Genomic DNA, 25,079 nt, shown 5'->3' on the forward strand with positions numbered 1-25,079 from the left:
CAGGAAGCAGTCCGCCATCGTGGAGTCGCTCGCGGCGCGGCGCAACAGCAATTCAGGGGAGCCGCCGGCGTCGCGCCGGCCGGCGACCCGCCCTGCACGAGCAAGCGGCGCCCGCGCGCCGCCCGGGCCGTCAGCCGATCACGATGTCGGCGTTGCCGACGAAGCCGCCGGTCGTCGTGACGACGCCCAGCAGCACCAGCTCGGCCGCGGCGATGGCGTCGTCGCCGTCGGCATCGCGCCAGAGCAGCAGCGCGCTCACGTTGTCGGCATCGTCGGCCGCGATGCTGAACAACGCGTCAGCGCCGGCCGCGTCATTCAGCGACACGGCGCGCGTCAGCGCGGCGGCCACTTGCGTCAGGTCGGCGAGGGCCTCGACCGGCAGGTGCGCGTCGCGCGCCGCCACGGCGATGGCTTCGTTCACCCGCAGGTCCACCGCCTGGCGCGTGACGCCGATGGTGTCGGTGCTGAACCACGCGAGGCGGCCGTCCGCGCGCACATCGTCGAGCTGCGCGTCGAGCGCGGCCGCGAGGCGCACGCGGTCGATGCCCGGTTCGAAGCCGAAGACGATGTCGCCGCCTTCGTCCGCGTCGCGCAGCACCAGCACGTCGCGCGCGCGATCGGCCTCGCCCAGGTCGATGCGGTCGCGGCCGCTGCCGCCGAAGAACTGCTGCGCGCCGGCGCCGCCGCGCAGCGTGTCGTCGCCGCTGCCGCCGGCGACCATCGGCAGCGCGGTGGCGTGGCCGCCGCTGCCCTGGTGGCTGGTGCCGTCGAACCAGATGTCCCCGATGTAGTTGTGGACGGTGTCGGTGTGGTCCAGCGGATTGCGCGGATAGGCGTCGACGATGACGAAGCCGCCGGGCGCATCGGCCGGCATCGATTCGACGCCGTCGCGTTCGATCACGCCGTCGCCGTCGAGGTCGATGCCGACGATCCCGCGCGACGGGTCCGTCAGGTCGATGCGCACGCTCTGGCCGCCGGTCAGGCGCAGCGTGCCGGTGGCCGCATCGACCGTCGCGCTCAGCGCCTGCGAGGCCGCGCCATGCACGGCCATGTCGGTGCTGCCGTCGATCGCGGCATGGGCCAGCGCGGCATCGGTGGCCCGCACGAACGCGCGGGCGGCGGCGGCGATGCCCGGGTCGGCATGGCCGCCGGCCTGCGCCAGTTCGGCCAGCAGCGCGAGCATCGTCTCGCCCTCGTGGCCGGCGCCGGCCGCATCGAGCCGCGCGATCACCAGCGCGGCGGCGGCATCGGCCGACGCCCCGCGCAGGCCGACGTGGTGCACAGCGGTTTCGGCCAGCCGGTGGTGGTCGCCGCCGAGGTCGGTGTCGATCAGCGATTGCAGCAGCGCCGCCACGCCGCCGCGTGTGCATCGCCTGGTCCAGCGCCCAGGACATCGCGTCATGGCCCAGGCGCAGGTCGTAAAGCGCGACCGCGGCGCGCGCGAGCTGGGTGGCGGCGAAGCTGGGCATGGCGGGGACGCAGGAGGCCGGGGACAAGGAGCGATCGAGCATAGCCCGCGGGCCGGCTGAAACGATCCCATACCCCTGCCGTGGCGAGCAGCGTTTCACAATCGCCGCGTGAAGGCCTCCCGTCGCCGTTCCGCCGCTGTGGACATCGGCCCCACCACGGCCGCCGACCTGCGCGAGCTCGACGCGCTGATCGTCAAGCCCGAGGTCATGCGCGGCTACTTCGGCGCGGTGCTGGCGCCGCGCCATGCACGGGAGATCCTGCTGGGCGAGTGGCAGTCGTGCCAGGCGAATCCGGCGGCTGCGCACCTCGTTCTTCGCTGCCCGCAGCACGGCCGCATCGAGATCGCGGGCGCCGGTTTCCTGCTCGAAGGCGAGCTGCGCTTCTTCGTCGCGCCGGCCCGGCAGCGCCAGGGGCTGGGGCGCGCGCTGGTCGCCGCGCTGCGCCGCGCCGCCGAAGAACACCAGCTCAACGAGCTCAGCGCCTGGGTCTTTCCGGAGAACCACGCCTCGGCGAAGCTGCTCGAGGCCTGCGGCTTCACGGCCCGCGCGGCGATGCATGTCGTGCCCTACGAACGCTGCTCGGCGCGTCCGGTGCTGCAGTACCGGCTGTCGCTCGATGCCAGGCCCGCTGTCGTGTTCGGCCTGGCCGCGCAGCCGCGGGCCGGTCACTGATTCCGGCCCATATCCCGGCCCCTCGTTCCGGCCCTGGTTCCGGCCGCTGATCCGCGGGTCCGGCAGGGGCGGTGGCCGCGCGCGGCGGTCTCAGCCGAACACCGTGTCGCTCTCCGCATGCGCGTTGCCGACGAACAGGCGCAGGATGGTCGACGCGCCGTCGTGTTCCCACAACCGGCCCTGGATCAGGAACTGGCGGCCGCCGACGCGGATCACGTCGCCTTGCGCCGGCGGCACCGAATGGCCCTGCCAGAACTGCGGCACGTTGATCTGTTCGCGGCGTATCCAGGCCTGGTCGTCGCGGCTGAAGACCAGCACCACGCGCAGGTTCGAACTCATGGCGACTCCCAGCCGGAACGACGGTCCCGGCGCGAGCCGCAGCTTAGCGCCCGAGCGGCCCGCCTTCGAGCCGGTCGCCGCCTTCGGGCGCGTGCGACACGTTGTCTTCCGGCGCAGTGCTGCCTTCCGGGTCGCGCTTGCGCCGCGACGGCGGCGCGGGCGGCTCCTGCTGTTCGACGGTGCGGCGCTTGGACACCTCGCCTGCGCGGGCAGCGTCGGGTGCCTCCCCCGAACGGGCGACGTCGGGGGCCTGGCCCGGGCGCGCGGCGTCGGGCTTGTCGCCGCTCTCCGGCGCGTCGTGCGGGTCGTCCTTCGGACGCTGCGTCTGGTCGCGGTTCATCGGCGGCTCCTGCAACAAAGCAAACTCGATGCTTCGGGGCAAGCGCGGTGCCCGAGGCAAGAATGGGCCCATGGTTTCCCCGCCCCTCTTCGAAGCCGCCGGCCTGCAGGCCCGCGAGCTGCAACCGGCCGACGTGCCCCGCCTGCAGGCGCTGTTCGACGCCAACCCGGATTACTTCCGGATCGTCAACCACCGCGATGCGCTGCCCGACGAGGCGCAGCAGGAATTCGACGAGCGCCCGCCGCCATCGATGAGCTACACCCGCCACTGGTGCGCGGGGCTGTTCGATGCGGACGACCGGCTGCAGGGCGTCGTCGTGGTCGTCTCCGACCTCATGGCGCCCGGCGTCTGGCACCTGACGCTGATGCTGCTGGCCACGGCACTGCACGGCCGCGGCATCGCGCGAGCGGTGTTCGATGCCATCGAGTCCTGGGCGGTCGTGCAGGGCGCGCGCTGGCTGCGCCTGGGCGTGGTGGCGGGCAATGGGCGCGCCGAACGCTTCTGGCAGCGCTGCGGCTTCACCGAGGTGTGCCTGAGGCGCGACGTCGACACCGGCGGACGGCTGAACACGCTGCGGGTGATGGTCAAGCCGCTCGGCGCCGACGGCATCGCGCCCTACCTCGCGCTGGTGGCGCGCGATCGGCCGGAGGCCCCGTTACCCTGAGCAACCGTCTTGATGCCGGAGGCCCGCGTGAGGCGCCGTCCTACAGCGCCGGCACGCGCGGGCGCTTCACAATGCGCGCCATGAAGCACCGCCCCGCCCTGTCGTCGCGCCTGCTGGCCCTGCTCGCCACCCTGCTGCTGGCCGGCACCGCGCCCGGCGCGCAGGCCCAGACCGTCGCGCAGAACGTCGCCCAGAAGGCCTCGGACGTCGCGACCCGCGTCGGCGACGCGGTCGAACGCGGCGCGACGGCCGCCGCCAGCGGCGTGGCCCGCGGTGTCGATGCCGCCGCCAGTGGCGTGCGGCGCGGCGCGAAGGCGGTCGAGCGCGGCGCCAAGGCCGCGGCCAGCGGTGTCGAGCGCGGCGTCAAGGCCGGCGCCCGTGGTGTCGAGCGGGGCGCCCACGCGGCCGCCAGTGGCGTCGAACGCGGTGCCAAGGCCACCGGCCGGGCGGTCGACACCGCCGCGCGCAAGGTCGGCCTGCCGGCGTCCGCGCCGGCGTCATCGCCGAACTGATCGATCCGTTTCAGCCCGACGGCCCGGCCGGGCGGCCCGCCAGCACGCTGGCCACCAGCGGCAGCAGCTCGTCGACGAGGTGCTCCTTGCGCATCGTCGGCCCGCTCTGCGGCGGGTGCTCGTCGCCGGCGAGGTTGCCGGAGCTGACGATCACCGGCAGGTCGGGCCGCAGCGCGCGCAGCTGCGCCCGCAGCTCGAGTCCCGACAGCTCGGGCATGTTCATGTCGGTGACCACCAGGTCGATCGCACGCGGGTCGCGCCGCACCAGCTCAAGCGCGGCGCGCGGGTCGTTCAGCGCGGTCACCTCGTAGCCGGCGCGCTGCAGCAGCTCCTGCCCGACCGTCGTGATGACCTCGTCGTCGTCGACGAACAGCACGTGCCGGCCGGCACCGCCCACCGCGGCGGCGGCCGGCGCCTGCGCGGTGGATTCGCCGGTGGCCTGGGCGGCCGGCAGCCACAGGTGCACGGTGCAGCCGCGGCCGAACACACTGTCGATGCGGATGCGGCCGCCGTGCGCGCTGACGATGCCGTGCACCACCGCGAGCCCGAGGCCGGTGCCCTGGCCGGACGGCTTGGTGGTGAAGAAGGGTTCGAAGATGCGGTCGCTGACGACGGGGTCGATGCCCGGCCCGTCGTCGGCAACGAACAGGTGCACCTGGTCGCCGCCCTGCGGCTCCGCCGCGGCGCCGATGCGGATCAGGCCGCTGCGCCCGTCCAGCGCCTGCCAGGCGTTGGTGCACAGGTTGATCAGCACCTCGATCACCTGCGTCGCGTCGGCACGCACCCACAGCGGCTCGGCGGGCAGTTCGGCCTGCAGCTGCACGCCGGCGGGCAAGGTGGCGCGCAGCAGCTCGAGTGCCTCGTGCACCAGCGGCTGCACCACGCAGGGCGCCAGGCGCAGCGGCTGCCGGCGCGCGAAGGCCAGTAGCTTGGCCACCATGTCGCGCGCACGCACGCCGGCGCGGCGGATCTGCTGCAGCCGCTGGTCGACCGGCCGTCCCGCCGCGAGGTCCTGGGTCGCGAGCTCGACGCTGCCGAGGATGCCGGCCACGACGTTGTTGAAGTCGTGCGCGATGCCGCCGGCGAGCACGCCGATGGCTTCCATCTTCTGCGCCTGGCGCAGGCGGTCCTCGCTGATGCGCAGCTCCTCCTCGACGCGGCGGCGGTCGCTCAGGTCGCGGATGTAGGCCGCGAACAGGCGCTCGCCGTCGACGTGGATCTCGCTGAACGCGATCTCCACCGGCCGCTGCGAACCGTCGGCGCACAGCGCGCTGGTCTCGACGGCGCGCCAGTTCAGACGCCGCTCGCCGCTGCGCAGGTAGCGCTCCAGGCCCGCGGCATGGGCCGCCGCGAGCGCGGGCGGCTGCAGCACCTGCAGGGACTGCCCGCACAGCGACTGCGGGGCATGGCCGAACAGCGCCTCGACGGCGGGGTTGGCGAAGCGGATGCGGTTGTCGGTGCCGATGACCAGCACCGCGTCGTTGGTCGTCTCCCACAGCTGCCGGTAGCGGTCCTCGCTGGCCTGGCGCGACCGTTCGGCCTGCACCAGCGCGTCGGCGAGCTCGCGTTGCTTGAGCTGCTCCGCCCCGAGCAGCGCCTGCTGGTGACGCAGCTCGAGCAGGTCGGCCACGGCGCCGGCCAGGTCGCGCAGCGCGCCGATGCCGTCCTCGTCCGCTTCGCCTGGCCGGTGGTCCATCACGCAGACGGCGCCCAGGGCGCAGCCGTGGAAGACGATCGGGTGGCCGGCATAGAAGCGGATGGGGTCCGCGCCGGTCACCAGCGGGTTGTCGCTGGTGCGCGCATCGGCCCTGGCATCGCCGATGGCCAGCGGCTGCGATGACGGCAGCGTGTAGCGGCAGATGGACTCGGCCAGCGTGGTCGTACGGCGGGCGAAGCCGTGGCGGCCGCGCACGATCTGTTGCCCCTCGTCGATGAAGGTCACCAGCCCGATCGGCCGGCCCAGCGCCCGGGCGGCCATGCGGGCAAGCCGGTCCAGCGGCGGATCGTCCACCTGGTCCAGCAGGCCGAGCGCGCGCAGCCACTGCACGCGCCGTTCATCGGGACTGGCGGGACGCTCGTTCAAGGCGGTAGGCGGTCACCCGGTCGCCCGAGCATACCCCTCACCGCCCCCGTTCACCGAGCGCACGCAGCTTGTCGAGCTCGCGGCGCCGGGCACTGTCCTTGCCTTCGACCATGCCGATCAGCGTCTCGTCGATCGGCCCGATGCCGACGAAACCGAGGATGTTGCGCTCCAGGGCCTTCAGGCTGTGCGCGCGGTAGATCCAGCGGTACACCGCCGCCGGCATGCCCATCGTGACGACCAGGCGCGCCGATCGGCCGCCGAGCAGCTTGCGCGGCAGGTGCCCGGCCGGCGGCTGGGCGAGCGCGAAGCCCGGCCGCGCGACCTGCTCGAGAAACCCCTTCAGCAGGGCCGGCATGCCACCCAGCCACAGCGGGAAGAAGAACACCAGGTGCTCGCTCCACTCGATCGCTTCCTGCGCGGGCTTCAGGGCCGGCGGTAGCGTCGCCGGGTCGTCCCATTCGGCCTTCGAGCGCAGCAGCGGGAAGTCCAGCGTCGCCACCGACAGCATGCGCAGCTCGTGGCCGGCGCTGCGCGCGCCGTCGGCATACGCCTCGGCCAGCGCGTGCAGGTAGTGGCCGCCCGCGGGGTCGGGATGACCCTGGATCAGCAGCAGGCGTCGGGAAGTCGTCATGCGCGGCATGGTCCGACGCGGCCGGGTCCGCGGTCTTGAGCTAGCGCAAGGCGCGCGCGCAAGCTGCTACCCTTGCCACCTTCCGACGCGCCATGCCGCCCGTGCCCTCTGCCGCCGCCACCCACATCGCCGTGCTCGACGACGAGCCGGACATCACGCAGCTGCTCGCCAACTACCTGACGATGCAAGGCTTCCGCGTGAGCCAGGTGCACCAGGGGCCGGCGCTGATGAGCCTGATGCAGTCCGACCCGCCGGCGCTGGTGCTGCTGGACCTCGGCCTGCCCGGCGAGGACGGCTTCTCGATCGCGCGCCAGCTGCGCGAGCACTGGCACTGCGGGCTGGTGATCGTCACCGGCCGCGGCGACGCGATCGACAAGGTGGTCGGCCTCGAGGTCGGCGCCGACGACTACGTCACCAAGCCTTTCGACCTGCGCGAGCTGCTCGCCCGCATCAAGGCCGTGCTGCGCCGCCTGGCCCCGGCCGCCGAAGCGCCCATGCCGGCGCCCTCACCGGCCGCCGTGCCCGCTGCGCCAACGGGGGCCGAGCTGCCGCCGCGCAGCCGGCTGCGCTTCGCCGGCTTCGAGCTCGACACCGCCGCGCGCCGGCTGAACGATGCGCAGGGCCGCGAGATCGCGCTGACCACCGGCGAGTTCGACCTGCTGTGCGCATTCGCGCAGCACCCGGGCCGCGTGCTGTCGCGCGACTTCCTGCTCGAGCACACCCGCGGCCGCGAGGCCGGCCCCTTCGACCGCACGATCGACGTGCAGGTGGGCCGGCTGCGCCGCAAGATCGAGGCCGATGCCGAGGACCCGCAGATCATCAAGTCGGTGCGCGGCGCCGGCTACCTGTTCGTGCCGCCAGTGACCCATCTCTAGAGGACGCGCCATGGCCCAGCACAGCGCCGGTCCGCCGATCGAGCCCGTGCCCGATCCGGCGCTGCCGCCCGGCATCGACGACAACCAGGTCTTCCGCACCCTGTTCGCCGCGTACCCCGATTCGCTGATCGTCGCCGACGCGTCGGGCCGCATCGTGATGGCCAACCCGTCGGCCGCTCGCCTGATGGGTTATGAGGCGGCCGAGCTGGTCGGCATGAACGTCGACGCGCTGGTGCCCGACAGCATCCGCCCGCGCCACGCCGCGTACCGCGAAGGTTATGCGCACAACCCCCGACCGCGGCCGATGGGCACGCAGATGGAACTCGTCGCCAGGCGGCGCGACGGCAGCGAGGTGATGGTGGAGATCGCGCTGAGCCCGCTGCAGAGCGCGGGCCTGCCGCTGGTGGTCGCCGCGATCCGCGACATCGGTGCCTACCCGCGCGTCAGGCAGGCGCTGCAGCGTGCACGGTATGCCGAGCATGTCGCGCAGCTGGGCCGGCTGGCCGTCGACACCCGCGATCCGCAGGCCCTGCTGCAGCAGCTGCCGGCGATGGCCGCGCAGGCGCTGGAGGCCGAGATGGCGCTGGTGTACCTGCTGGAGCCGAACCGGCTGGAGTTCCGCCTCGCCGGCGGCATCGGCATGCTGCCCACCGAAGGCCTGGGCACGCGCGTGGCGAACCGGCCCGACACGCCGCCGGGCTTCGTGCTGGCGCACGGGGAGCCGGTGATCGTCGCCGACTACCGCGAGGAGAAGCGCTACGCCGTGCCGCCGGCCTACCTCGAGGCCGGGCTGGTCAGCGCGGTCGCTGTGCCGCTGTCCGAGCGTGGCCGCACGATCGGTGCGCTGACCGTGCGCTCGCGCGCGGCCAAGCGCTTCGGCGAGGACGAGGTGCGCTTCCTGCAGTCGCTGTCGAACCTGCTGACGACGACGCTGCAGCGCGCGCAGACCGAGGAGGCGCTGAACCACGCGCAGCGGCTGGAAAGCGTCGGCCAACTGACCGGCGGCATCGCGCACGACTTCAACAACCTGCTCACCGTGATCCAGGGCAACCTGCAGGTGTTGGAGGAGCTGCCGGCACTGGCCGACGATGCCTTCGGCCAGCAGCTGGTGGCCGCCGCCGGCCGGGCGTCGCGCCGCGGCGCCGAGCTGACCGGCAAGCTGCTGGCCTTCTCCCGCCGCCAGGTGCTGCAGCCGGCGCCGATCGACGTCGGCGCGATGCTGACCGCGCTGGCCGACATGCTGCGCCGCACGGTCGACCAGCGCATCCGCATCGACGTGCAGGTGGCCCCCGACTGCCCGCCGGCTCTGGCCGACCCGGGCCAGCTGGAGTCGGCGCTGCTGAACATCGCGATCAATGCGCGCGACGCGATGCCCGACGGCGGCACGCTGGGCTTTCGCGCGACGCCGGTCGACGGCCTGCCGGCCGAACTGCGGCACGACCTCGATCCGATGGGCACGCCCGATGGCCGTTTTGTCGCCATCGCCATCGCCGACACCGGCCAGGGCATGTCCGACGAGGTGCGCGAACGCGCCTTCGAGCCTTTCTTCACCACCAAGGAAGCCGGCCGCGGCACCGGGCTCGGGTTGTCGACCGTCTACGGCTTCGTGCGCCAGTCGCGCGGCGCGATCGCCATCGACAGCTGGGTCGGCGTCGGCACGACGCTGACGCTGTACATCCCGCAGCCGGCGCGACAGGCGGACGCCGCGGTCGACGAGGCCGGCGGCGCGCAGGCGGTGCCCGAGGGCCTGCGCGTGCTGATGGTGGAGGACGACGTCGAGGTGCGCACCGTCGTGCTGCACTTCCTGCGCTTGCTGCGATGCGAGGTCACAATCGCCACCAGTGGCGAGCAGGCGCTGCTGGCGCTGGACCCTGACGCCCGCTTCGACCTGCTGCTGACCGACATCGCGCTCGGTGCCGGCATGCGTGGCACGCAGCTCGCGACCGAGGCGCAGCAGCGCTTCCCCGACCTGCCGGTGCTGCTGATGTCGGGCTACTCGTCCGACCTGCTGGCCTCCACCGGCGCCAAGCCGCCGCCGTGGGAGCTTCTGCGCAAGCCGTATACACGAGAGCAGCTCGCCGCGGCCATCGCGCGCGCGCTGCGCACGGGCTGACGGCGCCTGAGCGTCGGCGGCAGCGAAGGGCTCCAGCGGGCCATCGCTTCGCCCAGCGTTATATTCCGAAAGATATGTCGATCGTGGATGCATCGTTGCCGGCGGCCCGTGCGAAGAATCCGATGATCGGAAAGGCGAGCTGCGCCATCGTGCTCGCCGCGTGGGCCATCGGCGTGGCCGGTGCCGCCGAGGTCGACGTCGCGGTGGCCGCGAACTTCACGGCACCGATGAATGCGATCGCGGCCGAGTTCGAGAAGCACACCGGCCACAAGGCCAGGCTGGCGTTCGGTGCAACGGGCCGGTTCTATGCGCAGATCAAGAACGGCGCGCCGTTCGGCGTGCTGTTGTCGGCCGACGACGAGACGCCTGCCAGGCTGGTGCAGGAAGGCTTCGCCGAGCCGTCCAGCCGCTTCACCTATGCCATCGGCAGCCTCGTGCTGTGGTCGGCCAGGCCGGGTTTCGTCGACGCCAAGGGGGCCGTGCTGCGCAGCGGAACGTTCAACAAGCTGGCGATCGCCAACCCCAAGACGGCGCCCTATGGCCGGGCGGCGATCGAGACGCTCACCAAGCTGGGCGCACTGGCCGCCGTCGAGCCGAAGTTCGTGCAGGGCGAGAACATCGCGCAGGCGTTCCAGTTCGCCAGCACGGGCAATGCCGAGCTCGGATTCGTCGCGCTGTCGCAGGTGATGAAGGACGGCCGGATCGTCGAGGGCTCGGGCTGGATCGTTCCGGCCGACCTGCATGAACCGATCCGGCAGGACGCCGTCGTGCTGACGTCGGCCAAGGGCAACCCGGCGGCCGTCGCGTTGCTCGAGTACCTCAAGAGCGACAAGGCGAAGCAGGTGATCCGGTCGTTCGGCTACACACGCTGAGCACAGCGGCGGCAACAGCGCATGGCCTTCAGCGACGCCGACCTCGGGGCCATCTGGCTGACCCTGCGCCTGGCGACGGTGGTGACCATCCTGCTGCTGCTGATCGGCACGCCCATCGCCTGGTGGCTGGCGCGCACCAAGTCCTGGTGGAAGGCGCCGGTGGGCGCGGTCGTGGCGCTGCCGCTGGTGCTGCCGCCGACGGTGCTGGGCTTCTACCTGCTGGTCACGATGGGCCCGAACGGGCCGGTGGGGCAACTCACCCAGTGGCTCGGCCTGGGCCTGCTGCCGTTCACCTTCTGGGGCCTGGTGGTGGGTTCGGTCTTCTATTCGCTGCCCTTCGTCGTGCAGCCGGTGCAGAACGCCTTCGAGGCGATCGGGGAGCGCCCGCTGGAAGTCGCGGCGACCCTGCGCGCCGGACCGTGGGACCGCTTCTTCAGCGTCGCCGTGCCGCTGGCCCGGCCCGGCTTCGTCACCGCCGCGATCCTCGGCTTCGCGCACACCGTCGGCGAGTTCGGCGTCGTGCTGATGATCGGCGGCAACATTCCAGACAAGACGCGTGTCGTCTCGGTGCAGATCTACGACCACGTCGAGGCGCTCGAATACGCACAGGCGCACTGGCTCGCGGGCGGCATGGTGGTGTTCTCGTTCGCGGTGCTGCTGGCGCTGTACGTCTTCAACCCGGGCAGGCCCAGGGCGTGAGCACCGGCCCCGCCCCGACAGGCCGCCTGCGCGACGACCGCCCGCCGGGCATCGAGGCCCGCTTCGAGCTGGGCTTTCCCGGCTTCACGCTCGACGTGGACCTGGCCTTGCCGGGACGGGGCATCACGGCCCTGTTCGGCCACTCGGGGTCGGGCAAGACCACCCTGCTGCGCTGCATCGCCGGGCTGGAGCGCGCGCGGGGTCGCCTGTCGGTCAACGGCGAGCGGTGGCAGGACGATGCGCACTTCCTGCCCACGCACCGGCGTCCGCTCGGTTATGTGTTCCAGGAGGCCAGCCTGTTCCCTCACCTGTCGGTGCGCGGCAACCTGGCGTACGGGTTGAAGCGCGTGCCGGACGCGTCGCGCAACGGCGGCGAGCTCGCGGCCATCGAGCTGCTGGGCATCGGTCCGCTGCTCGACCGGGCCACCGGCGGCCTGTCGGGCGGCGAACGCCAGCGGGTGGCCATCGCCCGGGCGCTGGCCGTCGGACCCCGGCTGCTGCTGATGGATGAACCGCTCGCGGCGCTGGACGTGGCGCGCAAGCAGGAGATCCTGCCCTACCTGGAGCGCTTGCACGACGACCTCGACATCCCCGTGCTGTACGTCAGCCACTCGCCGGACGAAGTGGCGCGGCTCGCGGACCATGTGGTGCTGCTGGCCGACGGGCGCGTCGTGGCGCAGGGCGGGCTGCACGAGACGCTGGCACGGCTGGACCTGTCGGCGGCGTTCGCCGACGACGCCAGCGTCGTGATCGACGCCGAGGTGGCCGAGCACGACGATGCCGACGGCCTGACCCGGCTCGATTTCCGCGGCGGTTCGCTGCAGGTGAGCCGTTGCCGCGAACCCGTCGGCCAACGCCTGCGCGTGCGCGTGCGGGCCAGCGACGTCAGCCTGGCGAGCCACCGGCCCGAGCAGACCAGCATCCTCAACGTGCTGCCGGCCCGCGTCGTCGAACTGGCCGATGCCGGCAAGCCGGGTCAGGTGCTGGTCCGGCTGGACATGGCCGGCACGCCGATCGTCGCGCGCGTCACGCGCCGCTCGTGCCGGCTCCTGCAGATCGAACCGGGCCGGCCCATGTGGGTGCAGGTCAAGAGCGCAGCGGTGCTGCGGTAGCGGCGCACGCCGCTGCGCTGGCGAACGGGAGGGTCCGGGGGCGGTCGGTCGCGGATGCGGCCGGTCAGCGGGCGAGCAGTTCCAGCATCCGGTCGATGTCGCCGCGGCAGGCCTGCTCGGCGGTCTGCTCGATTCGCCGGTACAGCGCGACCAGCGCGCGCCCCGTGTCGGTGAGCGTGCTGCCGCCTCCGAGCGCGCCCCCCTTGGCGGACTCGACGGCCGGCGCCCGCAGGGACCGGTTCAGTTCGTCCAGCAGCAACCAGGCGCGGCGGTACGACATGTCCAGGCGCCTGGCGGCCGCGGTGATGGAGCCGGTCTGCTCGATCGCCTCGATCAGCGAGATCTTTCCCGGGCCGATGGCGATCAGGTCCCCGACCGTGATGCGCAGGCGAAAGCGCACGACGGCCTGCCGGCCCGGACGACGCGCGCGTGCCGGGGTGCGGGCCGTGATGGGCGCGGCCGGTGAACGACGACGGGACGGGGGGGCGGGCATCGACAAAGCATAGCCCGGCGATCGCCCGTGGCAGCGGCGGCTGCACGCCCCCTGACGTGGCGAACCGCGGCGCAGGGATGCCACTCTAATGTGGGGTCCCCCTGGTACGCAGGCGTACCGGGATCGGCCACACTCGCCAGCCATGTCGCGCGGTCCGCCGCGCACCGGAGGCCGCATGCACCAGACCCTCGAAGAAACCCTTAGGCTCGCGCTCGAGCACCAGCGCGCGGCCTTCGCCGCCGAGCCGATGCCGACCGTGGCGGTGCGGCGCGACCGGCTGCAGCGCCTGCATCGGCTGGTCAGCGACAACGCCGACGCGCTGGCCACCGCCATCGCCGCCGACTTCGGCCACCGCGCGCACCAGGAAAGCCAGCTGGCCGACATCTTCACGGTCGTCTCGGCGGCGCGGCATGCGCTGCGCCACCTGCGCGGCTGGGCCAAGGCCCGCCGCGTGCCGACGCAGCTGCACTTCCTGCCGGCCCACAACCGGCTGATCCGCCAGCCGCTGGGCGTGGTCGGCATCGTGGCGCCGTGGAACTACCCGGTGAACCTGGCGCTGTGCCCTGCTGTGGCAGCGCTCGCCGCCGGCAACCGCGTGATGATCAAGCCCTCGGAGCTGACGCCGAGGACCTCGGCGCTGATGGCGAAGCTGATCGCCGAACACTTCGCGCCCGAGGAGATGCAGGTGATCGTCGGCGACGCGCAGGTCGGCCGCGCCTTCACCGAGCTGCCCTTCGACCACCTGTTCTTCACCGGCTCGACGGCGGTCGGCCGCCTCGTCGCGCAGGCCGCGGCGAAGAACCTGACGCCGGTGACGTTGGAGCTGGGTGGCAAGTCACCGGCCATCATCGACCGCAGCGCGGACCTCAAGCTCACCGCCGAGCGCCTGGCCTTCGGAAAGCTCTTCAACGCCGGCCAGACCTGCGTCGCGCCCGACTACGCCCTGGTGCCGCGCGAGCTGGTCGAGCCGCTGGTGCAGGGCGTGACCGACGCGATGCGCCGCATGTACCCGCGCATCGCCGGCAACCCCGACTACACCAGCATCGTCGCGCCGCGCCACCGCGCGCGGCTGCAGCAGCTGATCGACGACGCCCGCGCGCAGGGCGCGCGCATCGTCACCACGCACGACGAACAACCGGCCGACAACCGCCTCGTGCCGCACCTGCTGCTCGACGTCAACGACCGCATGGCGGTGATGCGCGAGGAGATCTTCGGCCCGCTGCTGCCGATCGTGCCGTACGGCGACGTGTCCGAGGCGCTGGCCTACGTGACGAAGCACGACCGGCCGCTCGCGCTGTACTGGTTCGGCCGGGATGCCGCGGTGCAGCGCCGCGTGCTCGACGAGACGCATGCCGGCGGCGTGACGATCAACGACTGCATCTGGCACCTCGGCCAGGAAGAGCAGCCCTTCGGCGGCGTCGGACCCAGCGGGATGGGCAGCTACCACGGCGAATGGGGCTTCCGCACCTTCAGCAAGGAAAAGCCGGTGTTCGTGCAGTCGCGCTTCGCCGGCACGAAGCTGTTCCTGCCGCCGTACGGCCAGACGTTCGATCGCCTGCTGGGCCTGTTGAGGCGCATCGCCGGCTAGCGCACGAAGGACGCGTACCCGCTGGCCGCCATGGCCGCGGGCGCCAGCGGGTGCGTCAGACCTGCGCGATCCCGCCGTCCACCGCGTACTCCGCACCCGTGACGAAGGACGCGTCGTCCGACAGCAGGAAGGCGGCGACCGCGGCCACCTCCGACGGCTGGCCGAAGCGCCCCAGCGGCACCGAGGGCACGATGGCCGCGCCGAGCGCGGCCTGGTCCGCCGCCGGCATGCCCATGCGGTCGAAGAAGCCGGTCTCGATCGGCCCCGGGCTCACCGCGTTGACGCGGATGCGCCGCGGCGCCAGCTCGTTGGCCAGCACGCGCGTCAGCGTGCGCAGCGCGCCCTTGGTGGCGGCGTAGACGCCCAGGGTCGCCATGCCCTTCTCGTGGGCGATCGAGGTGTTCATCACCAGCGCCGCGCCGTCCGCCAGCAGCGGCGCCAGCGCCTTGGCCTGCAGCAGCGGGCCGCGAACGTTGACCGCGAACTGCGCGTCGAAGTCGTCGGCCGACACGTCGGCGAGCGGCGCGAAGCGGCCGAAGCCGGCGTTGAAGAACACGCCGTCCAGCCGCGGCGTCACGCGCCGGATCGCCTCGGCCAGCGCGTCTTCCGCACCCGGAGCGCCCGCGTCATTCAGCAGGTAGTGCGCACGGTCGCCGAGCACCGCGCGTGCCGCATCCAGCGACGATGCGCGGGAGGCGGTGACGATCACGCGCGCGCCCTCGCCGGCCAGCCGCCGGGCCGTGGCCAGGCCGATGCCGCTGGTGCCACCGGTGACCAGCAGCGTCTTGTTGTCGAATCGGTTCATGGGCATGGCCTCTCGTGAAGAAGTGGAACGGCCGCTACCTTACGATGCGCATCTGCACAAGGAAATTCACGAAGTGGGCAAGAAGAACTTGCATGCACGCACAGGGCCGGCCGGCAGCGTGCTGGACTGGAACGATCTGCGCACGGTGCTCGCGGTGGCGCGTTCGGGCAGCCTGGCGGGCGCCGCGCGCGAGCTCGAGCTGCGGCACTCGACGGTGTTCCGCCGGATCGAGGAGGCCGAGGCGCGGCTCGGTGCGCGCCTGTTCGAGCGCGCGCGCACCGGCTGGGCGCCGAACGCGCAGGGCGAAGCGATGGCGCGCGCGGCCGCCGAGATGGAAGCCGCGGCGCTGGCCGCCGAACGCGCGATCAGCGGCGCCGATGCGCGCGTCGAAGGCGTGATCCGCATCGCCACCAGCGAGATGCTCGCCGGCTGGCTGCTGCCGCCGCTGCTGACCCGCTTCCTCGCCGAGCACCCCGGCATCCAGATCGAGGCCGACGTGTCGAACCGCACCGTCGACCTGACGCGGCGCGAGGCCGACCTCGCGCTGCGGGCGACGCACACGCCGCCGGAGAGCATGGTCGGCCGCCGGGTCGCCGAGATGCGCTACGCGGTCTATGCGACCCGCGCGCTGGTGCCGGCGCGCCGTGGCGTGCCCGAGCTCGCCGAGCTGCCGTGGGTCGGCTTCGACGAACGCCTGGCCTACACCGAGATCGCGCGCTGGTTCGCGGCGGCGCTGCCCGAGGTGCAGCCGCGCCTGCGCGCCGATTCGCTGCCGGCGATGCTGAAAGCCGCCGCGGCCGGTGCCGGCGCGGTGGTGCTGCCGATGTTCGCCGCCGCGCAGGAGCCGCGCCTCGTGCGCATCACGCCGCCGATCGAGGGCCCGGCGATGGGCCTGTGGCTGCTGCACCACCCGGACGTGCGCGGCAATGCGCGCGTGCGCACGCTGATGTCGTGGCTGGCCGAAACGATCCCGCCGGAGATGGCGCGGCTGGCCGACAGTGGCGCCTGCGCGCGCGACTTCGCGCCCTGCCCGGTGAAGCCGCGGCGGCGGCGTGCTGCGGCCGCACCGGGCTAGCGAGACCCAGATTCGCGCGGCGCCTTCAGTCGGCGCCGTCGGGTGCGTCCGGCGTGTCCGCCAGCGTGCCCCCGCAGCGGCCATCCACCGTGACCCACAGGTGCGGCAGCCCCGACGCGGCCAACCACGCGGGTCCGTCCGCGTCCTTCAGCATGCCGATCGTCGACGCGCTGCCGGCCACCACGCACAGCGGCGCGACGACGGTGGCGGCGGCCATCGTGCGCACCGGCCAGCCGCTGCGCGGATCGAGGATGTGGCCGTAGCGCACGCCGTCGATCACGATGCAGCGCTCGTAGTCGCCGCTGCTGGCCATCGCGCCCTGCGACAACGCGACCGTCGCCAGCAGGCCTTCCGGCTCGCGCGGATGGCGCAGGCCGATGCGCCAGGGGCTGCCGTCGGGCTGCGGGCCGATCGCGCGGATGTCGCCGCCGAGGTTGACGAAGCCATGCCGCAGGCCCGCTTCCAGCAGCATCACCGCGGCGCGGTCGACCGCGTATTCCTTGACGATGCCGCCGAAGTCGAGCTCCATGCCGGGCTGCGGAAACTCGAGCCGCGGCGCCTGCCAGCGCACGCGCTGCCAGCCGACGAGGGGCAGCCAGCGCCGCACCTCGTGCGGGTCGGGCAGGCGGCCGTCGGCGAAGCGCCCCCAGGCGCGGCGCAGGATGCCCGAGCTGATGTCGAACAGGCCGCCGCTCTGCGCATGGCAGGCGTCGGCATAGTTCAGCAGCGCCGCGGTCTCGTGATCGACCTCCACCGCGCCGCCGGCAGCCGCCACGCGGTTGATCGCGGAAAGCACGTTGTCGTCGCGGTAGCGCGAGTAGCGCGCCTCGAGGCGGTGCACGTCGTCGACGGCGCGCTGCACGGCCTCGCCAGCACCCGCATCGGCGGCGGCCACCTGGATCTCGCAGGCCGTGCCCATCGCGCGGAACTCGACGCGGTGCAGCGTCATCGGTGCGCCGCGGGGGCCGGTGTTCAGGGTGCGCGCCGCCCCGTGCGCGCGGGGCCGCCCAGGCCGCTGAAGGTCGTGCGCGTCATCCAGTCGACGATCTGATCGTCGTCGTGCTGGCCCTGCGACTTCAGCAGGCCCAGCACCGGGTCGCAGGCGCGCGCGAACAGCGTGAACAGCACCAGCTCGGGCGGCAGCGTGTCGTCGATCGCACCGTCGCGCTGCGCGCGGCCGATCCACTCGCCGAGCTTGTCGCTCAGCTCCATCAGCCGGTCCATGTAGTCGCCGTTGCCCATCAGCGCCGCGGTCAGCTTGGAGTTCTGCGACGGCAGCGTCGGCATCTCGCCGGCCAGCTGCACGCGCAGCGCCCAGCGCACGACCTCGCGCAGCTGCTCCACCGCCGGGACATCGGGCCCGCGCGCGCGCAGGCCGTCGACGTACTCCAGCGCGCGCTGCAGCAGGCGCACCATCGCCGCGCCGGCCAGCTGTTCCTTCGAGCTGAAGTGCTTGTACAGGCTGGCCTTCGCGATGCCGGCCTCGGCGGCGACCTCGTCGACGGTCATCAGGTCGTAGCCCTTGCTGACCAGCAGGCGGTTCACCGCGGCGAGCACGACGTCCTCGCGCATGCGCTGCACCTGCTCCTTGTATGAGGGTCGTTCCATCGGGGGGATTGTAGGCGTGTTCATACCGTCATGTACGCAAATTGAACCAAGTCGGTTGCAGTATGAACCGAATAGTCATACACTGAACTGATCAGTTCACGCACCTCGGTCCCACCGGCCCGACGCACCCACGATGAAGCGCATCGCCGTCATCGGCTCCGGCATCGCCGGCCTCGCCGCCGCCCGAACCCTGCATGCCGGCGGCGCCCGCGTGACGCTGTTCGAGGCCTCCGCGCGATTCGGCGGGCATGCGCACACCGTCGATGTCACGCTCGACAACGTCACGCACGGCGTCGACACCGGCTTCCTGGTCTACAACGAGCGCACCTATCCGCTGCTGACACGGCTGTTCGCCGAGCTCGGCGTCGAGACCGCGCCGTCGGACATGTCGTTCTCCGTGCAGGTGCGCTCGCTCGGCCTCGAATGGAGCGGCTCGTCGGCGGCGACCGTGTTCGCGCAGAAGCGCAACCTGCTGCGGCCGCCCTTCTGGCGCATGCTGGCGGACCTGCTGCGCTTCAACCGCGAGGCCACGGCGCTGGCCGCGCAAGGTGACGTCGACGCACTGGCCCAGCCGGTCGAGGACTTCCTGCGCGAGCGGCGCTACGGCCGCCCCTTCGTCGACTGGTACCTGCTGCCGATGGTCGGCTGCATCTGGTCCTGCCCGCCCGGCCAGATGCTGCGCTTCCCGGTCGCCACGCTGATCCGCTTCTGCCACAACCACGGGCTGCTGCAGCTGGCCGACCGGCCGCCGTGGCGCACCGTGCAAGGCGGCTCGCGCCGCTATGTCGAGCGCATCGTCGCGGCGCTGCCGGATGCACGCGCGCAGATGCCGGTGCTCGCGGTGCAGCGCGGCACGGCCGGCGTGCGCGTGAGCACGGCCGCCGGCGCCGAACGCTTCGACGAGCTGGTGTTCGCCTGCCACGCCGGCCAGGCGCTGCAGCTGCTGGGCGACGATGCCAGCGCCGACGAGCGCCGGCTGCTCGGCGCGATCCGCACGCAGACCAACCTCGCGGTGCTGCACACCGATGTCTCGGTGCTGCCGCGCCGGCGCAGCGCGTGGGCGGCATGGAACCACGATGCGCGACCCGCCGGCGAAGACGGCGGCATCTGCCTGCACTACCTGATCAACCGGCTGCAGCCGCTGCCCTGGCAGCGCCCGGTGATCGTCACGCTGAATCCGCTGCGCGAACCGGCCGGCGTCATCGGACGTTATGCCGTCGCGCACCCGATCTTCGACCAGGCAGCGATCGACGCGCAGCGCGCGCTGCCGCGGCTGCAAGGGCAGCGGCGCAGCTGGTTCTGCGGCGCGTGGACCGGCTACGGCTTCCACGAGGACGGCCTGGCGTCCGGCCTGGCGGTGGCCGATGCGCTGCTGCGCCAGCTGGCGCAGCCGACCAGGGAGGCCGCATGACGGAGACGGCCGCGCCGGGCAAGGCGGTCGCGCTGATCGGCACCGGCCGCGTCTGGCACCGCCGGCTGCGCCCGGTGACGCACGCCTTCGCCTACCCCACCACCTTCCTGATGCTGCCGATGCGCCGCCTGCGCGCGTTGCCCTGCGCCGCGCTGGCCCGCAACCGGCGCGCGGCGCTGTCCTTCCACGATGCCGACCATGGCGATGGCGGCCCCGACGCGCTGGCCTGGTTCGATCGCCTGCTCGCCGAGCACGGGATCGACGACGCCACCGGCGAGGCCTGGCTGCTGACCTACCCGCGCATCTTCGGCCGCGTCTTCAAGCCGGTGAGCTTCTGGTGGGCCGAACGCGCCGACGGCTCGCTGGCGGCGATGCTCGCCGAGGTCAACAACACCTTCGGCGAACGCCACGGCTACCTGCTGCCGGGCGACGCGCTCGAGGCCGGCGGCCAGGCGCAAGCCGCCAAGGTGATGCACGTCTCGCCCTTCTGCGCGCTCGAAGGGCGCTACCGCTTCCACGCCCGCCGCCACCGGTCGGCCGAGGGCGGGCCGACGGCGGTGCAGCTGCAGGTCGACCATGACGACGCGTCCGGCCCGCTGCTGCAGACGCGGCTCGGCGGGCGGCTCGCGCCGCTGGATGCAGCAGCCGTACGGCGTGCCGCCTGGCGCACGCCGTGGGCCGGCCTGCAGGTGCTGGCCCGCATCCACTGGCAGGCGCTGCGCTTGGCGCTGAAGCGCGTGCCCTTCTTCCACCACACGCCGGTTCGCGGACCGGCCGTCACGCGATGAACCCTTCCTGGCTCCTCCCTTCGTTGCGGCGTGCCGCGGCCCGCCCGCCCCTGGCCGCGCGCCTGCTGCTGCCGATGCTCGCGCGGCTGCGCGGCGGCCTGCTCGACCTGACGCTGCCCGACGGCCGCCGCGAATGCTTCGGCAGCGGCGACGGCCCGGTCGCGCGGCTGGTGGTGCATGACTGGCGGGTCTTCGGCCGCGTGCTCGCCGCCGGCGACATCGGCTTCGCCGACGCCTTCATCGCCGGCGAGTGGCAGTCGTCCGAACCCGCCACCCTGCTGCGATTGCTGCTGGCCAACCGCGGTGTGCTCGACGCCGCGATCCACGGCCGCGGACCGGCGAAGCTGCTGCACGGCTTGCGCGCGCTGGCGCAGCGCAACACCCGGCGCGGCAGCGAACGCAACATCCACGCCCACTACGACATCGGCAATGCGTTCTACCGCGAGTGGCTCGACGAGACCATGAGCTACTCGAGCGCCTGGTTCGACGGCGACCTGACGCGCTCGCTGGCCGACGCGCAGCGGCTGAAGATGCGGCGCGCGCTCGCCGAATGCGGCATCGCCCCGGGCGGCCGGCTGCTCGAGATCGGCTGCGGCTGGGGCGCGCTGGCCGAGCTGGCGGCGCGCGAGACGGGCGCCGAGGTCACCGGCATCACGCTGTCGCGCCAGCAGCTGGCCTGGGGCCGCGAGCGCATCGCCGACGCCGGTCTGGCGCAGCGCTGCCGGCTGCAGTACGCCGACTACCGCGACCTGCCAGCGCTGGCGGAAGGCCGGCCCTTCGACGCGGTGATCTCGATCGAGATGTTCGAGGCGGTCGGGGCCGCTTACTGGCGCAGTTACTTCGATGTGCTGCGCCGCAGCCTGAAGCCCGGCGGGCGGGCCTGCATCCAGACGATCACGATGCACGAGGCGCTCTACGACCGCTACGTGCGCTCGACCGACTTCATCCAGCAGACCATTTTCCCCGGCGGCCGGCTGCCGAGCGCGAGCGTCTTCCGAGCCGAGGCCGAGCGGGCCGGCTTCGAGGTCGAGCGCACGCTGCACTTCGGCGCCGACTATGCCGAGACGCTGCGGCGCTGGCGCGAGCGCTTCCTGGCGCGCAGCGCGGTGCTGCCGGCGCTGGGGCTCGACCAGCGCTTCGAGCGCACCTGGCACTACTACCTCGCGACCTGCGAGGCGGCCTTCGCTGTCGGCGACACCGACGTCGTGCAGTTCACGCTGCGCCGCGCATGAAGCGCGCCGCGCTCGCAGTCGCGTGGCCGGTGGGGCTGCTGCTGGCCGCGAGTGCGGCGCTGGCATCGCCCCCGCCGCCGGCGGTGCGCGACGCGCTGCCGCAGGCGCAGCTGCGCGGCGAGGCCACGCTGCGGATCTTCGGCTTCGCGCTCTACGACGCGCGGCTGTGGGCGCTGCCGGCCTTCGATGCCGGCCGCTATGCCGAGCAGCCCTTCGTGCTCGAGCTGCAGTACCGGCGCGCGATCGCGGCCGAAACGATCGCCGAGCGCTCGATCCTCGAGATGCGGCGCCTGCAGGGGGTCGACGAGGCGCGCGCGCTGGCCTGGCGCACCGCCCTGCTGCAGGCGCTGCGCGACGTGCGGCCGGGCGACCGCCTCGGCGCACTGCACCTGCCCGGCCGCCCGGTGCGCTTCTACTTCAACGACCAGCACACCGCCGCCATCGACGACACGGCCTTCGCGCGGCCCTTCTTCGGCATCTGGCTCGCCGAAGCGACGCGGGACACGGCGCTGCGCGACGCGCTGCTCGGCCGCGCCGCGGGCAGGCCATGACGATGACCGTCCACCGCTCGTCGCCTGGCGCGCCGGCGGCCTTCGGCAGCAGCGACGGCCTGCGCTACGGGCTGCTCGGCCTGCCGGTGGCCTTCGTCGCGCTGCCGCTGTACGTGCAGCTGCCCGCCCTCTACGCCGGCGAGCTCGCTGCGCCGGTGGCGCTGGTCGGCCTGGCGCTCGGTGCCACGCGCCTGGTCGACGCCGCGGCCGACCCCTTCATCGGCCGCGCCGCCGACACGCTGTTCGATCGCGACGGCGGCCGCCGCGTGCTGCCGGCACTGGCCGCTGCGGCGGTCCTGCTGGCCGCGGGCGCCGCGGCGCTGTTCTTCCCGCCGCTGCGGGGCGAGGCCGCGGTGGCCTGGCTCGCGCTCGCGCTGCTGCCGACATCGCTCGCCTTCAGCGGCCTGGCGATAGCGCACCAGGCCTGGGGCACGCGGCTCGGGGGCGATGCGCCGCAGCGGGCGCGCATCGTCGCCTGGCGCGAGGGGCTCGGCCTCGTCGGCGTGCTGGCGGCCACCTTGCTGCCGGCGCTGGCCGGGCTGGCGGCGAGCTGGTGCGTGCTGACCGCGACGCTCGCGCTCGGCCTCGCCGCGCTGGCGCGCTCGCCGTTCCCGCGTGCCGCCCCGCGCAGCGCCGGCGCCAGCGCGCCGTCGTGGCGCGCGCCGTGGCGGGACCGCGCGTTTCGCTCGCTGCTCGTGGTGTTCGTCGCCAACGGCATCGCGGCGGCGCTGCCGGCGGCGCTGGTGCTGTTCTTCATCCGCGACCGGCTGCAACTGCCGGCCTGGGAACCGCTGTTCCTGGCCGCGTACTTCGGCTGTGCATTCGCATCGATCCCGTTCTGGCTGGGGCTCGTGCGCCGTCGCGGGCTGATCGCCGCCTGGGGCATCGGCATGCTGCTGGCGGTTGCCGCCTTCTGCGCCACGCCGGCGCTGGGGGCCGGCGCGGGTGTCGCCTTCGTCGCCGTCTGCGTGGCGACCGGCCTGGCGCTGGGCGCCGACCTGGTGGTGCCCGGCGCGCTGCTCGCCGGCTGCGTGCAGCGGGCCGAGCCGCGGGCTGCCGGTGCCTATGCCGGCTGGTGGACGCTGGCAACGAAATTGAACCTGGCGCTGGCCGCCGCCACTGCATTGCCCCTGCTGGGCGCACTGGGCTACGCGCCGGGCACGCGCGACGAGCGTGCGCTCGATGCGCTGGGGGGTGTCTATGCCGGCCTGCCCTGCCTGCTCAAGCTCGGCGCCTTCGCGCTGCTGTGGCGCTGGCGCGATCGATTGGAGGAACGCACGTGAAGTCATCGACGATGTCCCCCCCGCCGGGCTGGCCCGGCCGGCGCCGCGCGCTCGGCGCCGCGCTGTCGGCCGTGCTGGCACCGGGGTTGCTGGCCGGTTGCGCCGGTCCGCAACTGGCCGACCATGCGCAGCAGCGCCCGGTGCTCGACCTGCGCCGCTACTTCGACGGCCCGGTCACCGCGCACGGCATGCTGCTCGACTGGCGGGGCCAAGTGACGCGCCGCTTCGTCGTGCGCATCGACGGCCGGTGGCAGGGCGACGAGGGCCGGCTCGACGAACACTTCGAGTTCGCCGACGGCGAGCGCCAGCGCCGCATCTGGACGCTGCGCCGCGAGGCGGACGGCCGCTACAGCGGCACCGCCGACGACGTGGTCGGCATCGCCCGCGGCGAGCAGGCCGGGCCGGCCTTCCGCTGGACCTACACGCTGCGCATCCCGGTCGACGGCCGCGACTGGGACATCCAGTTCGACGACTGGATGTTCCTGATCGACGAGCGCACGTTGCTGAACAAGGCGACGATGCGCAAGTTCGGCCTGCCGGTGGGCGAGGTCCTGCTGTCCTTCAGCCGGCCATGAGACGCGCATGGCGATGAACCCGCCGATCGAGCAATGGACCGGCCGCGTGGCCTGGCTGGTCGGTGCCTCGTCGGGCATCGGCCGCGCCACGGCCGAACGGCTGCACGCGGCCGGCGCGACGGTGGTGCTGTCGGCCCGCAATGCCGCGGCGCTGCAGGCTTTCGCGGCCCGGCATCCGGGCAGCATCGCGGCGCCGCTGGATGTGACCGATGCCGCCGCGGTCGCGCGGGTCGCCGACGAGCTGCTGCAGCGGCACGGGCGGCTCGACCTCGTCGTCTACTGCGCCGCGCACTACCGCGCGATGGGCGTGGACGACTTCGACCTGGCCGACGCGCTGCAGCACCTGCAGGTGAACTACGCCGGCGCGCTGCATCTGCTGAACGCGGTGCTGCCGGCCTTGCGCGCGGCGGGCTCGGGCCACCTGAGCCTGGTGGCCAGCGTGGCCGGCTACCGCGGGCTTCCGCAGGCGCTGGCCTACGGGCCGACCAAGGCGGCGCTGCAGCACCTGGCCGATACGCTGTACCTGGACCTGCGGCCGCGGGGCATCGGCGTCTCGGTGATCAACCCGGGCTTCGTCGACACGCCGCTGACGGCGCGCAACGGCTTCCGCATGCCGGCGCTGCTGACGCCGGAGGAGGCGGCGCGCCACATCGTCGACGGCTGGCGCCGTGGCCATTTCGAGATCCACTTCCCCGCGCGCTTCACGCTGTGGCTCAAACTGCTGAACCACTTCGGCCATGCCGGCTACTTCCGCGCGGTGCGCTGGGCCACCGGCAGCTGATCTCACAGGCCCCCCGACGATGCCCGCACCCGCCACCGCCGCGCCGCACGTGCAGCGCATCGTGCGCTACTTCGAGACGTTGACGCCGGCGTCGCTGGCCTCGATCGGCGACGTCTACACCGCGGACGCGCATTTCAGCGACCCGTTCAACGACGTGCGCGGGCTCGACGCGGTGCGCCACGTCTACCAGCGCATGTTCGACACGCTGGCCGAGCCGCGCTTCGAGGTCACCGAGGTGCTGGCGGCGGACACGCGCTGCCTGCTGGTCTGGGATTTCCACTTCCGCCGCGCGAACGGCGAGCCCTGGCGCATCCACGGCAGCAGCCTGATGCATCTCGCCGCGGACGGCCGCATCCGCGCGCACCGCGACTACTGGGACGCCGCGTCGCAGGTGTACGAACGCGTGCCGGTGCTCGGCGGGCTGCTGCGGCTGCTGAAGCGCCGCCTGGCCTGAGAAGCTGTGAACGAATCCGACACACCCGCTCAGCCCGCCCAAACGGGGACACTC

General features: G+C 73.1%; 27 protein-coding genes. 18 read left to right on the forward strand and 9 right to left on the reverse strand.

Annotated elements, in window-relative coordinates:
• Positions 1-130: 130 nt before the first annotated feature.
• Positions 131-1,354, reverse strand: coding sequence for a hypothetical protein (locus P1K89_RS17745; protein ID WP_284617814.1), 1,224 nt, complete (start codon positions 1,352-1,354; stop codon positions 131-133).
• Positions 1,355-1,577: 223 nt separating this feature from the next.
• Here P1K89_RS17745 and P1K89_RS17750 point away from each other — a divergent pair, with 223 nt between their 5' ends.
• Entirely contained in the window at positions 1,578-2,141 is a 564-nt protein-coding gene (locus P1K89_RS17750) for a GNAT family N-acetyltransferase (RefSeq protein ID WP_284617815.1), read from the forward strand.
• Between the two features lie 90 nt (positions 2,142-2,231).
• On the opposite strand, the gene P1K89_RS17755 is transcribed toward P1K89_RS17750, so the two are convergent.
• Both P1K89_RS17755 and P1K89_RS17760 read right to left on the reverse strand, forming a co-directional pair.
• Entirely contained in the window at positions 2,232-2,480 is a 249-nt protein-coding gene (locus P1K89_RS17755) for a hypothetical protein (protein ID WP_284617816.1), read from the reverse strand.
• Positions 2,481-2,523: 43 nt separating this feature from the next.
• Positions 2,524-2,820, reverse strand: a complete 297-nt coding sequence (locus P1K89_RS17760) for a hypothetical protein (protein ID WP_284617817.1) — start codon at positions 2,818-2,820, stop codon at positions 2,524-2,526.
• Between the two features lie 70 nt (positions 2,821-2,890).
• Between P1K89_RS17760 and P1K89_RS17765 the strand changes: the two genes are divergently transcribed.
• Both P1K89_RS17765 and P1K89_RS17770 read left to right on the forward strand, forming a co-directional pair.
• On the forward strand, positions 2,891-3,484 hold the full coding sequence (locus P1K89_RS17765; protein ID WP_284617818.1) for a GNAT family N-acetyltransferase: 594 nt from the start codon (positions 2,891-2,893) through the stop codon (positions 3,482-3,484).
• 80 nt (positions 3,485-3,564) lie between these two features.
• Positions 3,565-3,996 (forward strand): hypothetical protein, encoded by a 432-nt coding sequence (locus tag P1K89_RS17770; protein WP_284617819.1) that lies wholly within the window; start codon positions 3,565-3,567, stop codon positions 3,994-3,996.
• Positions 3,997-4,006: 10 nt separating this feature from the next.
• On the opposite strand, the gene P1K89_RS17775 is transcribed toward P1K89_RS17770, so the two are convergent.
• Positions 4,007-6,079 (reverse strand): hybrid sensor histidine kinase/response regulator, encoded by a 2,073-nt coding sequence (locus P1K89_RS17775; RefSeq protein ID WP_284617820.1) that lies wholly within the window; start codon positions 6,077-6,079, stop codon positions 4,007-4,009.
• 37 nt (positions 6,080-6,116) lie between these two features.
• A complete protein-coding gene (locus P1K89_RS17780) occupies positions 6,117-6,710 on the reverse strand; it encodes an NAD(P)H-dependent oxidoreductase (protein ID WP_350081570.1) in 594 nt (197 codons plus the stop codon).
• A gap of 101 nt (positions 6,711-6,811) precedes the next feature.
• Here P1K89_RS17780 and P1K89_RS17785 point away from each other — a divergent pair, with 101 nt between their 5' ends.
• The 5 genes from P1K89_RS17785 to modC all read left to right on the forward strand — a co-directional run bounded on the left by P1K89_RS17785 (position 6,812) and on the right by modC (position 12,381).
• Positions 6,812-7,585 (forward strand): response regulator, encoded by a 774-nt coding sequence (locus P1K89_RS17785; protein WP_284617822.1) that lies wholly within the window; start codon positions 6,812-6,814, stop codon positions 7,583-7,585.
• Between the two features lie 10 nt (positions 7,586-7,595).
• Positions 7,596-9,698: a PAS domain S-box protein gene (locus P1K89_RS17790; RefSeq protein WP_284617823.1), complete on the forward strand. Its 2,103-nt coding sequence runs from the start codon at positions 7,596-7,598 to the stop codon at positions 9,696-9,698.
• A gap of 122 nt (positions 9,699-9,820) precedes the next feature.
• On the forward strand, positions 9,821-10,570 hold the full coding sequence (gene modA / locus P1K89_RS17795) for a molybdate ABC transporter substrate-binding protein (protein WP_284617824.1): 750 nt from the start codon (positions 9,821-9,823) through the stop codon (positions 10,568-10,570).
• Positions 10,571-10,591: 21 nt separating this feature from the next.
• The gene (modB, locus tag P1K89_RS17800) at positions 10,592-11,269 is read left to right on the forward strand and encodes a molybdate ABC transporter permease subunit (RefSeq protein ID WP_284617825.1); all 678 of its coding nucleotides are present in this window, start codon (positions 10,592-10,594) and stop codon (positions 11,267-11,269) included.
• 26 nt (positions 11,270-11,295) lie between these two features.
• Positions 11,296-12,381, forward strand: coding sequence for a molybdenum ABC transporter ATP-binding protein (gene modC / locus P1K89_RS17805; RefSeq protein WP_439898007.1), 1,086 nt, complete (start codon positions 11,296-11,298; stop codon positions 12,379-12,381).
• A gap of 64 nt (positions 12,382-12,445) precedes the next feature.
• Here the strand turns inward: modC and P1K89_RS17810 are convergent, their stop codons facing one another.
• Positions 12,446-12,874 carry a winged helix-turn-helix domain-containing protein gene (locus P1K89_RS17810; RefSeq protein WP_284617827.1) on the reverse strand — a complete coding sequence of 143 codons (429 nt, stop codon included), beginning with the start codon at positions 12,872-12,874 and terminating at the stop codon, positions 12,446-12,448.
• 175 nt (positions 12,875-13,049) lie between these two features.
• Here P1K89_RS17810 and P1K89_RS17815 point away from each other — a divergent pair, with 175 nt between their 5' ends.
• Complete coding sequence (locus P1K89_RS17815) at positions 13,050-14,462, forward strand: coniferyl aldehyde dehydrogenase (RefSeq protein WP_284617828.1); 1,413 nt, start codon at positions 13,050-13,052, stop codon at positions 14,460-14,462.
• Between the two features lie 55 nt (positions 14,463-14,517).
• On the opposite strand, the gene P1K89_RS17820 is transcribed toward P1K89_RS17815, so the two are convergent.
• The gene (locus P1K89_RS17820) at positions 14,518-15,267 is read right to left on the reverse strand and encodes an SDR family oxidoreductase (RefSeq protein WP_284617829.1); all 750 of its coding nucleotides are present in this window, start codon (positions 15,265-15,267) and stop codon (positions 14,518-14,520) included.
• 73 nt (positions 15,268-15,340) lie between these two features.
• Here P1K89_RS17820 and P1K89_RS17825 point away from each other — a divergent pair, with 73 nt between their 5' ends.
• Positions 15,341-16,342 (forward strand): LysR family transcriptional regulator, encoded by a 1,002-nt coding sequence (locus P1K89_RS17825; RefSeq protein WP_284617830.1) that lies wholly within the window; start codon positions 15,341-15,343, stop codon positions 16,340-16,342.
• Positions 16,343-16,367: 25 nt separating this feature from the next.
• Here P1K89_RS17825 and P1K89_RS17830 read toward each other — a convergent pair whose 3' ends face one another.
• Both P1K89_RS17830 and P1K89_RS17835 read right to left on the reverse strand, forming a co-directional pair.
• Positions 16,368-17,291 (reverse strand): FAD:protein FMN transferase, encoded by a 924-nt coding sequence (locus tag P1K89_RS17830; RefSeq protein ID WP_284617831.1) that lies wholly within the window; start codon positions 17,289-17,291, stop codon positions 16,368-16,370.
• 23 nt (positions 17,292-17,314) lie between these two features.
• A complete protein-coding gene (locus P1K89_RS17835; protein ID WP_284617832.1) occupies positions 17,315-17,950 on the reverse strand; it encodes a TetR/AcrR family transcriptional regulator in 636 nt (211 codons plus the stop codon).
• Positions 17,951-18,083: 133 nt separating this feature from the next.
• On the opposite strand from P1K89_RS17835, the gene P1K89_RS17840 reads away from it, so the two are divergent.
• From P1K89_RS17840 to P1K89_RS17875, 8 genes are read left to right on the forward strand one after another with little or no spacing between them, the layout of a single operon-like run.
• Complete coding sequence (locus tag P1K89_RS17840; RefSeq protein ID WP_284617833.1) at positions 18,084-19,361, forward strand: NAD(P)/FAD-dependent oxidoreductase; 1,278 nt, start codon at positions 18,084-18,086, stop codon at positions 19,359-19,361.
• Positions 19,358-20,149, forward strand: coding sequence for a DUF1365 domain-containing protein (locus tag P1K89_RS17845; protein ID WP_284617834.1), 792 nt, complete (start codon positions 19,358-19,360; stop codon positions 20,147-20,149). Before P1K89_RS17840 ends, P1K89_RS17845 begins: the two co-directional genes overlap by 4 nt.
• Complete coding sequence (locus P1K89_RS17850) at positions 20,146-21,381, forward strand: SAM-dependent methyltransferase (protein WP_284617835.1); 1,236 nt, start codon at positions 20,146-20,148, stop codon at positions 21,379-21,381. Before P1K89_RS17845 ends, P1K89_RS17850 begins: the two co-directional genes overlap by 4 nt.
• The gene (locus P1K89_RS17855) at positions 21,378-21,932 is read left to right on the forward strand and encodes a chalcone isomerase family protein (RefSeq protein ID WP_284617836.1); all 555 of its coding nucleotides are present in this window, start codon (positions 21,378-21,380) and stop codon (positions 21,930-21,932) included. Before P1K89_RS17850 ends, P1K89_RS17855 begins: the two co-directional genes overlap by 4 nt.
• Positions 21,929-23,215 (forward strand): MFS transporter, encoded by a 1,287-nt coding sequence (locus tag P1K89_RS17860; RefSeq protein WP_284617837.1) that lies wholly within the window; start codon positions 21,929-21,931, stop codon positions 23,213-23,215. Before P1K89_RS17855 ends, P1K89_RS17860 begins: the two co-directional genes overlap by 4 nt.
• Positions 23,216-23,226: 11 nt before the next feature.
• Positions 23,227-23,790: a DUF3833 domain-containing protein gene (locus P1K89_RS17865; RefSeq protein ID WP_284617838.1), complete on the forward strand. Its 564-nt coding sequence runs from the start codon at positions 23,227-23,229 to the stop codon at positions 23,788-23,790.
• 7 nt (positions 23,791-23,797) lie between these two features.
• Positions 23,798-24,571, forward strand: a complete 774-nt coding sequence (locus P1K89_RS17870; protein ID WP_284617839.1) for an SDR family NAD(P)-dependent oxidoreductase — start codon at positions 23,798-23,800, stop codon at positions 24,569-24,571.
• Positions 24,572-24,590: 19 nt separating this feature from the next.
• On the forward strand, positions 24,591-25,025 hold the full coding sequence (locus tag P1K89_RS17875; RefSeq protein ID WP_284617840.1) for a nuclear transport factor 2 family protein: 435 nt from the start codon (positions 24,591-24,593) through the stop codon (positions 25,023-25,025).
• The last annotated feature ends 54 nt before the right edge of the window (positions 25,026-25,079 follow it).

The sequence above is a fragment of the Aquabacterium humicola genome (genome assembly GCF_030167915.1).
Taxonomy (GTDB): Bacteria; Pseudomonadota; Gammaproteobacteria; order Burkholderiales; family Burkholderiaceae_C; genus Pseudaquabacterium; species Pseudaquabacterium humicola.

What these genes read in the sequence shown, in the direction of transcription:
- P1K89_RS17765 (WP_284617818.1), top strand. Translation starts at nt 2,891, where the DNA reads ATGGTTTCCCCGCCCCTCTTCGAAGCCGCCGGCCTGCAGGCCCGCGAG.
- P1K89_RS17810 (WP_284617827.1), bottom strand. Translation starts at nt 12,874, where the DNA reads ATGCCCGCCCCCCCGTCCCGTCGTCGTTCACCGGCCGCGCCCATCACG.
- P1K89_RS17860 (WP_284617837.1), top strand. Translation starts at nt 21,929, where the DNA reads ATGACGATGACCGTCCACCGCTCGTCGCCTGGCGCGCCGGCGGCCTTC.
- P1K89_RS17790 (WP_284617823.1), top strand. Translation starts at nt 7,596, where the DNA reads ATGGCCCAGCACAGCGCCGGTCCGCCGATCGAGCCCGTGCCCGATCCG.
- P1K89_RS17835 (WP_284617832.1), bottom strand. Translation starts at nt 17,950, where the DNA reads ATGGAACGACCCTCATACAAGGAGCAGGTGCAGCGCATGCGCGAGGAC.
- P1K89_RS17865 (WP_284617838.1), top strand. Translation starts at nt 23,227, where the DNA reads ATGTCCCCCCCGCCGGGCTGGCCCGGCCGGCGCCGCGCGCTCGGCGCC.
- P1K89_RS17820 (WP_284617829.1), bottom strand. Translation starts at nt 15,267, where the DNA reads ATGAACCGATTCGACAACAAGACGCTGCTGGTCACCGGTGGCACCAGC.
- P1K89_RS17870 (WP_284617839.1), top strand. Translation starts at nt 23,798, where the DNA reads ATGGCGATGAACCCGCCGATCGAGCAATGGACCGGCCGCGTGGCCTGG.
- P1K89_RS17875 (WP_284617840.1), top strand. Translation starts at nt 24,591, where the DNA reads ATGCCCGCACCCGCCACCGCCGCGCCGCACGTGCAGCGCATCGTGCGC.
- modB (WP_284617825.1), top strand. Translation starts at nt 10,592, where the DNA reads ATGGCCTTCAGCGACGCCGACCTCGGGGCCATCTGGCTGACCCTGCGC.
- P1K89_RS17760 (WP_284617817.1), bottom strand. Translation starts at nt 2,820, where the DNA reads ATGAACCGCGACCAGACGCAGCGTCCGAAGGACGACCCGCACGACGCG.
- P1K89_RS17770 (WP_284617819.1), top strand. Translation starts at nt 3,565, where the DNA reads ATGAAGCACCGCCCCGCCCTGTCGTCGCGCCTGCTGGCCCTGCTCGCC.
- P1K89_RS17845 (WP_284617834.1), top strand. Translation starts at nt 19,358, where the DNA reads ATGACGGAGACGGCCGCGCCGGGCAAGGCGGTCGCGCTGATCGGCACC.
- modA (WP_284617824.1), top strand. Translation starts at nt 9,821, where the DNA reads ATGATCGGAAAGGCGAGCTGCGCCATCGTGCTCGCCGCGTGGGCCATC.
- P1K89_RS17755 (WP_284617816.1), bottom strand. Translation starts at nt 2,480, where the DNA reads ATGAGTTCGAACCTGCGCGTGGTGCTGGTCTTCAGCCGCGACGACCAG.
- P1K89_RS17850 (WP_284617835.1), top strand. Translation starts at nt 20,146, where the DNA reads ATGAACCCTTCCTGGCTCCTCCCTTCGTTGCGGCGTGCCGCGGCCCGC.
- P1K89_RS17780 (WP_350081570.1), bottom strand. Translation starts at nt 6,710, where the DNA reads ATGACGACTTCCCGACGCCTGCTGCTGATCCAGGGTCATCCCGACCCC.
- P1K89_RS17815 (WP_284617828.1), top strand. Translation starts at nt 13,050, where the DNA reads ATGCACCAGACCCTCGAAGAAACCCTTAGGCTCGCGCTCGAGCACCAG.
- P1K89_RS17830 (WP_284617831.1), bottom strand. Translation starts at nt 17,291, where the DNA reads ATGACGCTGCACCGCGTCGAGTTCCGCGCGATGGGCACGGCCTGCGAG.
- P1K89_RS17855 (WP_284617836.1), top strand. Translation starts at nt 21,378, where the DNA reads ATGAAGCGCGCCGCGCTCGCAGTCGCGTGGCCGGTGGGGCTGCTGCTG.
- P1K89_RS17840 (WP_284617833.1), top strand. Translation starts at nt 18,084, where the DNA reads ATGAAGCGCATCGCCGTCATCGGCTCCGGCATCGCCGGCCTCGCCGCC.